This window comes from Cupriavidus sp. 05N39, assembly GCF_056397325.1.
This window is the reverse complement of the sequence record NZ_JBFTNE010000096.1, coordinates 1-15,040: the sequence shown is the minus strand read 5'-3', so window position 1 is coordinate 15,040 and position 15,040 is coordinate 1. Positions and strand designations below refer to the sequence as shown.

Annotated in this window: 9 protein-coding genes; 3 read left to right on the top strand and 6 right to left on the bottom strand. The window is 62.4% G+C overall.

Features of this window, described 5'->3' with window-relative positions; all coding sequences use genetic code 11:
- Positions 1-16 precede the first annotated feature (16 nt).
- From AC1DN0_RS32295 to AC1DN0_RS32270, 6 genes are all read right to left on the bottom strand, one after another.
- Positions 17-949: an amino acid ABC transporter substrate-binding protein gene (locus AC1DN0_RS32295; protein ID WP_441633475.1), complete on the bottom strand. Its 933-nt coding sequence runs from the start codon at positions 947-949 to the stop codon at positions 17-19.
- 90 nt (positions 950-1,039) lie between these two features.
- Positions 1,040-2,353, bottom strand: a complete 1,314-nt coding sequence (locus tag AC1DN0_RS32290) for a dicarboxylate/amino acid:cation symporter (RefSeq protein ID WP_477104347.1) — start codon at positions 2,351-2,353, stop codon at positions 1,040-1,042.
- A 215-nt stretch (positions 2,354-2,568) separates the two neighbouring features.
- A complete protein-coding gene (locus AC1DN0_RS32285; RefSeq protein ID WP_477146293.1) occupies positions 2,569-3,633 on the bottom strand; it encodes a C45 family autoproteolytic acyltransferase/hydolase in 1,065 nt (354 codons plus the stop codon).
- Between the two features lie 27 nt (positions 3,634-3,660).
- Positions 3,661-5,115: a biotin carboxylase gene (locus AC1DN0_RS32280; RefSeq protein ID WP_441633481.1), complete on the bottom strand. Its 1,455-nt coding sequence runs from the start codon at positions 5,113-5,115 to the stop codon at positions 3,661-3,663.
- Between the two features lie 140 nt (positions 5,116-5,255).
- The gene (locus tag AC1DN0_RS32275; RefSeq protein WP_477111965.1) at positions 5,256-8,063 is read right to left on the bottom strand and encodes an aminotransferase class I/II-fold pyridoxal phosphate-dependent enzyme; all 2,808 of its coding nucleotides are present in this window, start codon (positions 8,061-8,063) and stop codon (positions 5,256-5,258) included.
- 321 nt (positions 8,064-8,384) lie between these two features.
- Complete coding sequence (locus AC1DN0_RS32270) at positions 8,385-9,281, bottom strand: carbon-nitrogen hydrolase family protein (RefSeq protein WP_477104349.1); 897 nt, start codon at positions 9,279-9,281, stop codon at positions 8,385-8,387.
- A 249-nt stretch (positions 9,282-9,530) separates the two neighbouring features.
- Between AC1DN0_RS32270 and pdxR the strand changes: the two genes are divergently transcribed.
- The 3 genes from pdxR to AC1DN0_RS32255 all read left to right on the top strand — a co-directional run bounded on the left by pdxR (position 9,531) and on the right by AC1DN0_RS32255 (position 14,687).
- The gene (gene pdxR, locus AC1DN0_RS32265; protein WP_441633486.1) at positions 9,531-11,045 is read left to right on the top strand and encodes a MocR-like pyridoxine biosynthesis transcription factor PdxR; all 1,515 of its coding nucleotides are present in this window, start codon (positions 9,531-9,533) and stop codon (positions 11,043-11,045) included.
- Positions 11,046-11,525: 480 nt separating this feature from the next.
- Positions 11,526-12,578: a linear amide C-N hydrolase gene (locus AC1DN0_RS32260; RefSeq protein WP_441633488.1), complete on the top strand. Its 1,053-nt coding sequence runs from the start codon at positions 11,526-11,528 to the stop codon at positions 12,576-12,578.
- A 525-nt stretch (positions 12,579-13,103) separates the two neighbouring features.
- Positions 13,104-14,687 carry an AMP-binding protein gene (locus AC1DN0_RS32255; RefSeq protein ID WP_477111966.1) on the top strand — a complete coding sequence of 528 codons (1,584 nt, stop codon included), beginning with the start codon at positions 13,104-13,106 and terminating at the stop codon, positions 14,685-14,687.
- Positions 14,688-15,040 lie beyond the last annotated feature (353 nt).

The following is a 15,040-nucleotide window of genomic DNA, read 5'->3' as shown; positions in this document are numbered from 1 at the left end:
CGCCATGCCGCATCGCTTATTCCGCCCGATCCGGCGTCGCGCGAATGAGTTCATCGAGCTGCGCGCTCATCGGCAAGCCCAGGCGCTCGCCGGTGGGCAGCTTGTCCATGAACCATTGCTTGTACATTCGTTCCAACTCCCCGGACGCGGCAAGATCCCGGACAGCCTTGTCGACCACGGCGGCAAACTGCGGATCGCCCTTGCGGAACATGATCGCGTAAGGGTCGTACGAAAGGAAATCGCGCGTCACCACAAACTTCCCCGCCGCCGGACCGCCGCTGAGAAAGCCGTACAGCAACACATCGTCCCCCGCATAAGCATCCGCACCATGGTGCAGCAATACCTGGAAAGCGTCGGCGTGATCCCGCGCCTTGATGATATTCAACTGCAGGCCGAAACGGGCGGAGAGCCGTTCGAGCGCGTCCACATTGGTAGTACCGCCGGTGGCGACGACAGACTTTCCCTTGAGGTCCCGGAAGGTCTTGACCTGCGAGCCGCGCGGCACCATAAGCTTGGTCCCGGCGACAAAGATCACCGGGGAAAATGCCGTGCGCTTCAGGCGCTCGCCGTTCCTGGTGGTCGAGCCGCACTCCAGGTCGGCCTTGCCGGAGATGACAGCGTCGAAGCGGCTTTCCGACGTGACCGCCACCCATTGAATGCCCACGTCGCGTCCCACCTCGGCAGCCGCCGCCTGCACGATCGCCCGGCAGATGTCGATGGAATAGCCAACAGGTTTGCCCAGCTTGTCGAGATATGAGAACGGCAGGGACGATTCGCGATAGGCAATCGTCAGGGTACCGCCCTCCTTCGCCTTCTTGAGCGCACCGGAAAGCTCCCCGGCCTGCTGCGCGAAAGCGGCTCCGGTGAAGAGCACCGCGCACAGCGCGGTGACAGCCCACACCGCAGCTTGCCGGAATCGGCCTTGCCCGCGTGCTTTGTTGGAATGCATGGATTCTCCTACGCTGATCGTTGGCGCGAGGCTGCCGATATGGCCTATGGCATATGGCAGCCCCGGTTTGCTCCCGGATACCGGCACCGGCTATGCCTGCGCCGCCCCCGGCTTGCCGAGCGGAGCCCGCGCATCCGGGACATTTCCGCCGCCCTGGGCTTCCAGCTCCGACTCGCTCGCCAGCTGGCCTTCCCATTTCGCAACCACCGCCGCGGCGATCGAATTGCCCACTGCATTGGTCGCCGAACGCCCCATGTCCAGGAACTGGTCGACGCCCATGATCAACAGCAGGCCGGCTTCCGGAATACCGAACTGGTTCAGCGTGGCCGCAATCACCACCAGCGATGCGCGCGGCACACCCGCCATGCCCTTGGAGGTCAGCATCAGCAACAGCAGCATGGTGATCTGCGTACTGATCGGCAAATGAATGTCGTACGCCTGGGCGATGAACAGCACGGCGAACGTGCAGTACATCATGGTGCCGTCCAGATTGAACGAATAGCCCATTGGCAGCACGAAGCTGGAGATCTTCCGGCTGACCCCGAAGCGGTCCAGCGCATCGAGCATCTTCGGGTAAGCGGCCTCGGAACTCGCGGTGGAGAACGACAGCAGGAAGGGTTCGCGGATCAGGCGGATCAGCGCGAACACCCGCTTGCCGAGGAAGAAGACCCCAGCCAGGATCAGCAAGCCCCAGAGCACCAGAAGACCCAGGTAGAAACTGCCCATGAACTTGGCGAAGGTGATCAGGATGCCCAAGCCCTGCGTGGTCACGGTCGAGGCAATCGCCGCGAACACCGCCAGCGGCGCCATCCACATCACCGCGCCCGTGATCTTGAGCATCGTTTGCGCAAGATCGTCGATCACGCCGGCCAGCCGCTTGCCGGTCTCCCCGAGCGCGGCCAGCGCGGTGCCGAAGAAGATCGAGAACACCACGATCTGCAGGATCTCATTGGTGGCCATGGCCTCCGCCACGGACTTCGGTACCAGGTGCGTGATGAAGTCTTTCAGCGTGAACGCGTTGGTCTTCAGATTGGTCGCCGCGCCCACGTCCGGCAGCGGCAAGCCGATATTGTGTCCGGGCTGCAGGGCCGTGGCGAGTACCAGCCCAAGCGAAAGCGAAAGGAACGAAGCCACGATAAACCAGCCAAGCGCCTTCACGCCAACGCGGCCCACCGTGCTCGCGTCGCCCATATGCGCGATGCCGACCACTAGCGTCGAGAACACCAGCGGCGCGATGATCATCTTGATCAGCCGCAGGAAGATATCGGTAAAGACGGAGATATAGCCAGCGATCTCCTTGGCGGTGCCGGGGTCGGGGAATGCCTGGTGACAGCTGTAGCCGACAAGGACGCCGAGTATCATCGCAATGACGATATACGTGGTGATTGGACGCTTCTTCTTCATGATTGCTCCTTGGATATTCTTCAGCCTGTGATCCGCAGTGGATACCCACCGCGTGTCTTGCAGGCAATACGGGGCCCCCGCGGTCCGGTCCGGATCGCGTCCTGCTTGTGTCCCAGGTAATGGATGGCCGGTGCGTGGCCGGGGCGCACCCTGGCTGCACATCCTTGCCGCTACTTGATCGTTCCTATGCATCCATGGCTACGCGCCCGCCAGGCTCATTGAAAGCTGCCGACGTCGTCGAGCGTCCACCGGCGTGCCGGCACCACCGCATGGGGCAGCGCCGTGGCTTCCAGGTCGAACTCGATCATGCGGGCACCCGGCAGGAAATGCTGGCATGATTGCCGCCACAAGGAATCGGGCCAGACCATTTCGACGGAACCGTCATAGGGGTGATAGACCGCGGTGTACAAAGTGCCGTGCCCGCGCCCGTAGGACGTCTGAAGCAGGGGCGGCCGCAGCAAGGCGCGCAGGACATCCTTGGAGTCCTCGGCCTGCCGCACCGCCACCGCCAGTGCTTCCTCCCTGATCTCGGCCCGCGTCGCGGTGGCGTGCGCCGCCCACTCGACGCCCTGCTGCAGGTTGCTCACCGCCTGCTTGCGTACCACTTCGACCGGCTTGTCCGGGGTCACGAAGACCGTGGCCCAGTGCTCCCGGCGATCGAGCRGGCTCACCGTATAGCTCATGTGCACGGGAATGCGCGAGAGCATCTCCACGGCATCCTCGACGCTCTCGGCGAACTCCAGCACATAGCGCAGCACCAGCGGAATGCCGAAGCCGTGGCCGACCGCCTGGCGGCCCCCGAAGGACAGCGAAGCGGCAAGGCCGCTTTCGTTGATGCCGTCAAGCGCGCCCCACAAGCAGTCGTTGACCGCCACGACCCGACGGCCATGCCATCTCGATGCGAGCCACACGCCTTCGAGCAGGGCTGGCGCGAAATCGTAGTTGCGCAGTAGCGCCGGCGTGGCGCCTGCGGTCTGGCGGCCCGGCACGGGCAACCAGACCGCCTGTGCGCAACCCGCGATGTAGGGGGGCGGCCCCCACATCGACAGGAAACGCGCCTCGACGTCGCCGCCGCCGGCAAGCTCAACCAGCCGCTCCCAGGTGGGAACGAGTTCCGGCATATGGTTGCGCAAGGCTTTGCGACACATCAGGAAGCCCGGGCGGGCGCGGTCCCCGTCGCGCAGATACCATTGCCGGTATCCGGGCCAGAACTGCCGGAAGACGTTCTGCCATTGCGCGCCGGGCAAATCCTCGCTGATCGCTTCGAAAGTACAACGCATGAATGTCTCACCCCCGGGGGATTGGACCTACAAGATCTTGAACGCACCAGGCTGCGGCGCCATCTCGGCTTGCGACGACACCAGGGGCTTGGCGGCGTAGTACTGCTTGATGCCCCGGATCCAGTGATGCGCGCGCTCGTTGAGCTTGAAGTCATCGTCCATCGAGCGGCCGCGCGTAATCAGGATGCCAAGGTCCGCGCCCTCATAGCGGTAGTCGCCCGGACCGGTGATGCGCAGGAAGAACGCCTCGCGCTCGCTCTCGATCTCGCGCCGGTTGAAGTCGAAGCGGTGATAGGACACCGAGCTGTCGGCAGCCATGCGGTAGATGCCGGACGGCGGCGCGTGCGTCACCACGTCGACATTGTCATCGGTGTACTTGATGACGAGCTGGGACCATCCGTCGATAAACGATTTCTCGGCCCAGCGCTCGTTGAGCTCGCGCACATTGAGATCGAAGGGCACCCCCGAGAACTCGAGCAGATGGAACAGGAACAGGGGCGTATCCGCATACGCGAAAGCCGCATGGTTGGTCATCGGGCTGGCGCCGCAGATGCGGGGATTCAGCTCGCCGAGATACACCTCGCCACTATCGACGTCGATCAGGAAATCAAGATCGAAATAGCCGCGATACCCCTCCTCCAGCAACTGGTTGCCGAAACGGAAGGCCATGTCGCGCGCCTTCGCCCTTACCTCTTCGGAGAAGGCGCCAGGGAAGATCTCATTGCCGCACCAGCCGCCCTTGTAAGGGGTCAGCTCCCGCGCGCCCACCACCTCCGTCAGGAGCGGGCCGACCAGCGTGCCGGACTGCGTTGCGCACGCTTCCAGCGTCGCGCCCCGGCAGTTGATGCGCTTCATGATCTTGACTTCGGGGTCGTTGACGATCTCATCCTTGTGCTTGTTGAAATCGTCCTCGTTCGCGATAAAAAAGGTGGTATGCCCGGAATCGCCGAATGCGCTTTGCACCACAAGATCGCGCCCCAGCCCGTGACGTTCCGCGATCTGCATCAGATGTGCATAGCTCTGGACCTTCTCCAGCGCATTAGGTACCGACGCCACCCCGGCCTTGTTGCCGATGCGTACGGTTTCCATCTTGTTGTCGCAGCGGCTGCGCAGCGCCGCCGGGGGAAACCAGACGTCGAGACCCAGCTCGTCGGCGAGCTCCTCCGTCTTCTCGTCGAACATCAGGAAGGTGGCGGCGGGCTTGCCGCCGCGCTGCTCGATCAACTCCACCACATCCTTGTGCTGGAGCAGATAGTTGTTGATATCCTCGATCGAGGTGAACTCTTCATGCGGCAGCGCTGGCGGGACGAAGACGTTCGGATGGCGGCCGTCGAAGCAGTCGATGTAGTTGATGTACTTGAAGCGGTTGACCCACTGGTCGATGCCCAGGAGGTTGAAGTTCGTGGCACTGATAAAGTAGATTGGCCTCTCGTTCCGGTGGAACATCAGGCGCAGATCTGACACATTACGGACTTTTTCCATTGCGGTTTTCTCCTGGCGAATGCCGCACCGGCTGGACGCGGGAATCCCGCGGCCCCTGGGATTCCAGGTCCGGCACTTTTCTTCTTTCGATTTCGGCTCTGTCGCGGGAAGCCGGGCGTCGATGCCGGCCTCCCGCGCCTCTACTTTTTTGGTGCCGGACGGTCTCCCGGCGCCGCCGAGGCAACCTCATCCACCGTCGCCGTGGACACCTCGACGACCGTCGAAACCGACGCCTTCGCGGCGGCGGCAACCGCTGCGGCGGCTTCACCCGCGGCCTGTAGCGCCAGCTGTTGAAGCGCGCCATCGTTGAACACGCGGAACCCGAGTTCCGGGCGGTAGCCGTGGATTTCGCGCACATCCAACGCTTGCATGAACTCCAGGATTTCCGAGCTGATCACCTGCCCCGGCACCAGGATCGGGAATCCCGGCGGGTACGGGATGACAAACAAGGCCGATACCACTTCGCGCCCCTTGCCGATTGCCCTGGCCACCTCGGCCATGTTGAGGTACTCGCAGTTCTCCTCGTCGTAGGACATGAAGAACGCCTTGCGGATATCGCCGTCCGGCGTCTCGATCTGGCCGCTGTTGCAGACGCTGCGAAACGCGAAGTGGAAATGCGAGAAGTCCGGCAACGGCGGCAGCTCCTTCGTCAGCGAGGACACGCGTTTTTCGTGCAGGCGGCGCTCGATCATGCTCATATCCCCCGTGCGCTCGTCCAGCTCCCGGGCAATCTTGATCAAGACCTCGATCAGGTAGGCGACGGACGATCGCGTGGTGCCGATATTGGTCATGAACAGGACCGTATTCCTGGAGGTCTTGTTGATCTGGATGCCGTACTTGTCCATCAAGTACTTGTTCTTGAAGGTGTCGCCGTCGATACCGGATGTGCCGATAGACAGCGTCAGGCGCGTGGGATCCAGCGCGAACTCGTCGACCCGCCAGGCGGCTTCCATATTCGCCCAGCCGGATTCGGGGCTGTAGTACGCATCGATGCCCGAAGGCCGGTAGGCGGCAGGTACCACGCGCGAGACATTGAGGAACTGGAAGTACTTCTTCAGCAACGGATGCGAATGAATCCATTCCCGCAAGGTCATCGCCAGTTCAACCTGCCGCTGGACCAGTTCATAGCCTTCGAGCTCCACCTGGCGGCGGCCGACATCGAGCGAGGCCAGGATCTGGTAGTTCGGCGAGGTTGAGGTGTGCGTCATGTATGCCTCATGAAACGCTTCCTCGGCCTTGTCCTTGAAATCCTGGTCCCAGACGTGGATCATGGACCCCTGCCGCAATGCGGTCAGCGTCTTGTGGGTGGATTGCGTGGCGTAGACCCGCACGCGCGCACGATCCGGGTCCGGCATCAGGCGCGTCGCGACGACCTTCTCTTCATCGTCCCAGTCCGTCCCGGAGAACGACTCGGTGAACGCTTCGTAGCGGCGGCGGTACTCTTCGCTGTCCAGTTCGCGGCGCAGCCGCGACGCGGAATCCATGCCGGTACGCTGGCGATAGGTCGGGTGAAAGCGCGCAAATGCGAACCAGGCCTCGTCCCACAGGAAGATCAGATCCGGCTTGATTGCCAGGCACTCCTCCATCACCCGCTTCACATCGTAGACCACGCCATCGAAGGTGCAGTTGGTGAGCAGGACCATCTTCACCTTGTCGAGCGTGCCTGCCTGCTTGAAGCGCAGCAGCGTGCGCTTCATCTGGGACACCGGCACCGCGCCATACATCGAATAGTCGTCCAGCGGATACGAGTCGAGATAAGCGACCTTGGCGCCCGCCAGCACCATGCCGTAGTGGTGCGACTTGTGGCAATTGCGGTCCACCATCACGATGTCGCCGGGCTTGATCAGCGCCTGGACCACGATCTTGTTGGCCGTGGAAGTCCCGTTGGTGGCAAAGAACGTGCGCCGCGCGCCGAAGGCACGGGCCGCATACTCCTGCGCGACCTTGATGGGGCCGATGGGATCGAGCAGCGAATCCAGCCCGCCGGAGGTGGCCGAGGTCTCGGCCATGAACAGGTTCAGGCCATAGAACTGCGCCATGTCCTGGATCCAGTTGGAGTTCATGATCGACTTGCCGCGGGCGATGGGCAAGGCGTGGAACACGCCCGTCGGCTGCTTCGAGTATTCCTTCAGTGCGGTGAAGAACGGCGTCTTGTAGCGCTCCGAGACGCCCTTCATGATCGACATGTACAGCTCGGTATGGTCTTCTTCCCGGAAAAAGATCCGATGAAAGACTTCACCCAGGCGCGACGCGATCTCTTCCGCCTTGACGTCCGTGACCAGGTACAGGTCCAGCTCCGGCCGCAGTTCCGCGATCTTCTGACCCAGCAGAGGACCACGCTCGGACTCGGGTTGCTCTTCGATGCCCTCGTCGAGGCCTTCCAGGAACGTGCGCAGCAGGTCCAGCTCGTACTCCGACTTGAACGGAAAGCCATGCCGGATCACGCAAGCCTGCAGATTGAAGTTGAACAGCGTGGCAATCAGCGCATCTTCAAAACTGGGCACGACAACGATATCCCAGACAAAGGGATCATCCACGCGCTGCTTGCGTTGCACGCGCCGGCGCAGGGCTTCTTCGTCTTCCCGCGTCATATTGTCGACAATCAGCACTTCAAAGTACGGCCGCGCGATCTGCGCCTGCAGTTCCTCCTCGGTCTCGATCTCGGAGGGCTCTTCCGATTCCGCATCCAGGGACAGCTTCTGATGCCGATAGGTATCGCTCGCCAGCATGCGATTGATGCGATGCACCGCGATATTCAGCCGGATCAGGTCACCGGATTCGAACCAGAGGATCAGTTGCTCGAACAGCCGGTACCCGGGAAACGCCCAGAACCTTTCGATCGGCTCAAGCGTGGTCAGCGTCTCTTTCACCCGGGCGTGGCGCTCGATGAATTCCTTGCACTCCTTCCCAAGATTGACCAGCCGTCCAAGATCGTCGGTCAGGTTCATCCAACCATCCGCGCGCATCTCCCAGACGCTACGGTATCGGTTCAGGGAAGTACTCTGCCCGGTCTTTACTTTGCGTGCCGTGCTGCGTGCCATGGTGTTCCTCTGCTATCGAAATAGGCTCAACAAAACGTTCGGATTTCCGAACGAATTCATTGAATGACGGTACTTTTTTGTTTGTATCTGGATTAATTCTTATCAATCAGGAATTATATCCATCCGATTTGATGAAAACACTCCCGCCATGATCCAGCGGTCTCCGCGGATTCACCTGAATCTTATAATCATAATAATGTTAATCCGGCGGACTTCCCGCAAGCGAATCTATTCTCCGACGGGACCGGTTATTTCCGGCTCCGCGTTTTCCATGGCCCCCGGCTTGACGAGTTTTCCAAGGGTGTGAAGATACGCATCGGCGCCGCTCCCGCGCTGATAAACCGGAAATTCGACCTCGCGATCCCGGAAGCTCTTCAGCGCCTGGCCAAGGCCGCGCAAGCCGCGCTCGCGCTCGCGGCGGATTTTCTCGAAATCGATCTCCACGGGAATGATCTCCGCCGTGCCCGGCCCCGCCTCATGCAGCACATAGCCGGAAGGATCGACCACGATCGAACGCCCCACCCCGCCGTCCCCGACCCCGTTGATATCGAAGAAGTAGACCTGGTTCGTCGCCGCCGACGCGCGCGCAATCGACAGTTCGACGTCGCGATCGATGGTGTCCGTCATAGTCGGATGCAAGATCACCTCGGCACCCATCGCGGCCAGTGTCCGGGTGGTTTCGGGAAACCACATGTCATAGCAGATCGATATCCCAAAGCGGCCCGCGCCCGGCACATCGAACACGACAAACTCATTGCCGGCGGCGATACCCTGCTCGTAAGGCCGGAACGGGAACAGCTTGCGAAACCGCGCGACCACATTGCCCGCAGGATCGATGACCGGCGCCGTGTTGTAGACACGGCCGTCCAGACGTTCGAACAGCGATCCGGGGATCAGCCACAGGCCGTACTTGGCCGCCAGTCCGCAAAGCCGCGCTTCTGCCACACCGGGCATCTCCTCGGCCTTCGACGGGCTCGGACCATACGCCGCCAACTCGGAGAACATCACCATATCGACCCACGGAAAGCGGTGCCTGACATGCGCCAGGTATCGGTTCATCTGGCTGATATTCTCTTCAAATGCCGAAACCGGCATCTGGATTCCTGCTACTGCAAAACGCTTCATTTATTGCCTCTGCAAACACCCCAAAAATGGGCACGGTAAATGCGCCATTCTGGTGAGGCCACGCAACGCGACAACGAGTCATCGACCTACCTGACGGTAAATATTTTCTCTGGATGCGGGTTGCGGCGGCACTCGGTTATTCAATTGAAATTCTTCTGTGGTAATGCCGCGACATGATGGGATCTACTCTACAAGCGCGCTGGCCCCACTGTATAGTGCCGGTACAAATTTTCAGATGGAGCCAAGGAATTGAAAGAGACGCCGTTAATTGACTGGCTTCTCGCGCGCAGTCACTGGAGCCACCCCGAACGATCAGGGGCTCCATTGAACAGGCAGTTGTTTGACGACATCCGCGAAGCGATTCTCGCCGGCCAGTTATCCCCGGGTACGCGCCTGCCCCCTACGCGCGAACTGGCCAGGGAACTGCGCATTGCCCGCAACACCGTGTTGTATGCGTATGAGCGCCTCACCGACGAAGGCTATACCCAGACACACGGCGGCAGCGGCACCTATGTTGGCGATACCGCCCCCGACCCAGCCGTGCTCGACCGCGTGCCGGATCTGAGCCAGCAGGACAAGATTGAACAAGCCAGCGACGCAACGCGCTTGTCGGCGCGCGCGCGCGAGTTGCTGGCGGGTGCCGGCGCGTCGGACCTGCAGGTAGGCGCTTTCGTGCCCGGCATTCCGGATGTCAGGCAATTCCCGCGTGGCGTCTGGCAACGCCTGATTACCAAGGTCTGGAAGTCAGCCAGCCAGGAACAACTGGGCTATGGCAGCCGGCATGGCTACCGGCCGCTCAAGCGTGCGCTGGCGGAGTACCTGGCACTGGCGCGCGGGGTCGATTGCGCGCCGGAGCAGATCGTGGTGACGCAAGGCAGCCACCAGGCGATCGATCTCTGCGCCCGATTGCTCGCCGATCCCGGCGATCGCGTATGGATTGAAGACCCTTGCTATTGGGGAGCGCGCAGCGTGTTTCGCGCGGCGAGCCTGCAGATGGATGCCGTACCGGTCGACGAGCATGGCATGCTGCCTCCGATCACCCCCGAGGTCAGCCCCAGGCTCATCTTTGTCACGCCATCTCACCAATACCCGAGCGGCGTGGTGATGAGCCTCGCACGCCGCCGCCTGCTGACCGAGCTGGCGCATCGGCACAATGCCTGGATCATCGAAGACGATTACGACAGCGAGTTTCGTTATCATGGCGCGCCCCTGCCTTCTCTCCAGGGCCTGGACCCGCATCAAAACACCATCTATGTCGGCAGCTTCTCAAAGGTGCTCTACCCCGGGCTGCGGCTCGGCTTCCTCATCGTGCCGACCGCCCTGGTGGATGCCTTCGCGCTGGCGCAATCCGAACTGCATCGGGGCGGACAGTTGTCAGTACAGACCGCGCTTGCCGAGTTCATTGCGGACGGCCACTACGCTGCGCATGTGCGGCGCATGCGCAAGATCTATGGCGAACGGCAAGCGATGCTGACACAGGAACTGCGACGCAAGCTCGGTGACGAGGCCGAGATCGTCGGCACGGATACCGGGCTTCACCTGACCGTGGTACTTCGCCACGCCAATGATCAACTGGTCTCGCGTTGCGCGCTTGCCCACGGCGTCGTGGCGCGCCCCCTCTCTTCTTACTACGCCAGTCCGCTACGCTCGCAAAACGGCCTGGTCCTGGGCTATGGCGGGGTCAGTGACCAGGAGATTCCGGCAGCGGTCGGCAAGCTGGCGACGGCCGTCGAGCTGGTCAACCAGGGCTTTGGCAAGGATTGAGCGGCTTGCACAGCGCGGAAGGATCTCTTCAAGTTGGCGAGTCCGGTGCCTTGTCGCGGCGTTTCTGCAGCGGGATATCGCACATCGCTCACGACGGACCAATCATGCGGTTCTTCTATCGAGTCCACTACGAGCAGAGTTTCAGAAACCCTGGCCGCCGCCGTAATACCGATGTGGCACCGGCGGTGCATTTCAAAACCAACGCTATGAACGGCATATGAACACCAGGACCCAAGCTTCAGCCCCACCCTATTGAGTGATGATTCCTGCGCATGCGCTATGATGCGCATGCTTGGCATATGCACCGTTTTCGCAATGATCTGGAGACTGGGACGGATTGCCCTTTGTGTGCGAACGGTGCCGGCTAGCGAGACGTCAATGTTGTTCTTGTTGTTCTAACAGGCAAGCTTCAAATAAAAATAAGGGGTAATCGTGGCGTATAAATCACACAAAGTTTCGGGTCGTATGAAGGCGGCGGCAATGGCATGCCTGATCGCCTTTGGCGCACAGGCAAATGCCTGCACCAATTTCCTGCTGAAAGCGGCAGACGGCACGCCTGTCTATGCGCGCACCATGGAGTACAGCTTCGAGCTGCAGCCGGATGTAGTCGTGGTGCCCCGCAATTACGAGTATGTCGGCACCGGCCCGGGCAACAAGCCTGGCATCCGCTGGAAGTCGCGTTACGCTGTGGTGGGCGTCATGTCGGGCGGACAGCCGGTGCTTGCCGACGGGATGAACGAGAAGGGCCTTGCGGGTGGCAACCTCTACTTCCCCGGTTTCGCCGGCTATACCGATCCGGCGAAGGCCGATCCGGCCAAATCCATCGCGTCCTGGGAGTTCCTGACCTGGGTGCTGACAAACTTTGCGACTGTCGCCGAAGTCAAGGCGGCACTCAACAATGTGTCAATCGTCGACATCAAGGCGCCAGTGCTGGACATGGCATTGCCTTTCCACTTTCCCCTGCATGATGCGACCGGCGCCTCGATCGTGATCGAGCCTATCGGCGGCCAGTTCAAAGTTTACGACAACCCGCTCGGCGTCCTCACCAACTCGCCGACCTTTGACTGGCACCTCAACAATGTCAGGAATTACGTAAAGATTTCGCCTGTCGATGCCGATCCGATGAAGATTGCCGGGCAAACCTTCGAGCCTTTTGGCCAGGGATCCGGTCTTCTTGGCATTCCAGGCGATCCCACGCCGCCGTCCCGCTTCATCCGGGCCCTCGGCTATGTCGCGTCGGCCAAACAACTTCCCGACGGCCCGCAAACGATCAAGCTCGCAGAGCATATCCTGAATAATTTCGATATTCCGGTGGGCTCCATTTCCACGGCGCCCAAAGGCGGGCAGCTCGAATATACGCAATGGTCGTCGATCGCCGATCTCAGGGCAAAGCGCTACTACATCAAGAGCTATCAGGATCAGACCCTGCGCGTCGTGGACCTGGCGCATTTCGACCTGGACGGGAAGACGCTTTCGATCTCGCCGTTCAAGCCGAATAACGCGCCGCCGGCACTGAATTTCTCAAAGAGCTGATTCACCGGGGTAGCGCCGGGCGCCGTGCAAAATCATTGCCCTTGCACGCGTGCCTGCCGCACCTCCGCCAAAGCCGCCGGCTGGGCTTATCCGCCCGGCCGGCAGTCGCGCCCGCCAGGGCGCGTCTTGTGCCCTCGCCTGCCCGGCCGTCCGGCTCGGTGCATTCGGCAAAACACGCCTTCCGCCTGGCAGGATCAGTGATCTCGCCCGTGCGCGGCCTTGCGTTTTTCCCGGGCCGCGCGGCGGCGGCGGAAACCATGGTAACGGCTCGGCAAAGCGGGGACAGACCCTAGCAGGGGAAGGGAACGCAGCAACCCGGATGCGCCCGGTGCCGCTCATTCGTCGTTACAGGATCGATGGGACAGAATCCGGCTCACCCCGCTCTGCGCCTGCGCAAGCGGAAAGCTTGCACGGATTCACGCCAATCAAGCAGGTTTCGTCGCTTTGGACGAGGCGCACGCACTCGGTGGTCGCAACACTGAACGGGTTTCCCCAATCAGCCCGCCGATGGAAAGCCCGAGCGCCATGAGCCACGCAGACAAAACGAGCCCCAAACCGCTGACGCCCTTCGAAGGCAGCGACTTCCGCACCCTGATCGACGAACGGATGGCCAGTCGCGGCGCTCATCCCTTCCTGATCTGGGAACCCTTTGAAGGCGAAGGCAGGACCTGGACCTATGCGGACTTTGGCGACGGCGTGCGCCGCTTCGCGGCCGGCCTGCAGGCGCGAGGAGTACGGCCGGCGGATCGCGTGCTGGTCCACCTGGACAACTGCCCGGAGGCGGTCATCGCCTGGCTGGGCTGCGCTTACGCGGGTGCCGTGGCCGTGTCGACCAATACCCGGTCGAGCACCGACGAGCTCGCGTACTTCGCCAGTCACAGCGGCGCCGTCGGCGCCATCACCCAACCGCGCTTCGCCGCCATGGTAAAGGCCGCGGCCCCATCCCTGGCCTGGCTGGCCGTCACCGGGACGGATTGCGGCGCCGCCGCCGGGCCGGACCTCGCCGGGTTCGAGCCGTTCGCCGCCATCTCCGCCGATCCCGCGCAACTGATCGAGCGCCCGCACGACCCGATGGCGCCGTTCGGCATCCAGTACACATCCGGCACCACGGCCCGGCCCAAGGCGGTGCTCTGGACCCATGCGAACGCGCTCTGGGGCGCGCGCCTGTCCGCCATGCACGAGGACCTGCGGCCCGAGGATGTGCACCTGGTCCATCTCCCCCTGTTCCACACCAACGCGCAGATCTACTCGGTGGCAGCCGCGCTCTGGGTGGGCGCCACGGTGGTGGTGCAACCCCGGTTCTCCGCATCACGCTTCTGGCCAGTCTCCGTCAAGCATGGTTGCACCTGGACCTCGATGGTGCCGTTCTGCGTCCGGGCGCTGCTGACCCAGCCCAGGCCGGCGCGCCACAGCTACCGCTTCTGGGGCAGCGGCGTCTGCGCGCCGGCCACGGATGCGCACTTCGGGGTCAGGACGATCGGGTGGTGGGGAATGACCGAAACCATCACCCACGGCACGATAGGTTCCGCGCACCTCGCAAACGCCCCGATGTCCATGGGCAGGCCGTCCCAGGCCTATGCGATCCACGTGCTGGATGATGACGGGCAGCCTGTCTCCCCCGGCGAGACAGGCAACCTCCATGTGGGCGGCCAGCGTGGCGTTTCCCTGTTCCTGGAGTATGCGGGCGACCCGGCGGCGACGGCGGCGGCCTTCCGCGACGACGGGCTCTTCATCACCGGCGACCGGGTCCGCCTGGGCCACGACGGCTTCCTGTACTTCTCGGACCGCGCCAAGGACATGCTCAAGGTCGGCGGGGAAAACGTGGCAGCCTCGGAAATCGAGCGCGTCATCGCGCTGGTCGAGGGCGTAGCGGAAGTCGCCGTCGTCGGCAAGAAGCATCCCATGCTGGACGAAGTGCCAGTCGCCTTCGTGATCCCGCACGCCGGCACCGGCCAGGCCCTGGCCGAGCGCATCCTGTTCGCATGCAAGGCGCAACTGGCGGGCTTCAAGCATCCGCATGACATCAGGCTGGTTGAGAGCCTGCCCCGGTCCACCCTGGAGAAAGTGGCAAAGAACCAACTGCGCGCCCTGCTCGCGGACTCGCCATGAGCCATGAACCAGCCGCCGCGCCGGCACTGCACACCGCCGGGCGATGACGCTCCGGCGAAACAGAGCGCACGCCGTCCGCCCATGCTCATATACTTTTTCCAACGCCCCCTGCCCCCGCCTTGCACGTGCACCAGAAGGCGCAGGGCGGGCCGCCCCCCTAAGCGCCTCCACCCAAGAACCTCCAACAACACGTTGTTTGTGTAGCCCCAGCGCGATGCGAAGCGAGCCCCCCAAGCGATGCGAAGCGAGCCGTCAAGGTGTACCAGGCTGTATGGGGCGCCTCGGGATCCGGCGAAAAGAGCGGAAAAGAGGGACCCATGTCCGGCGAAAAGAGCGGAAAAGAGGGACCCATG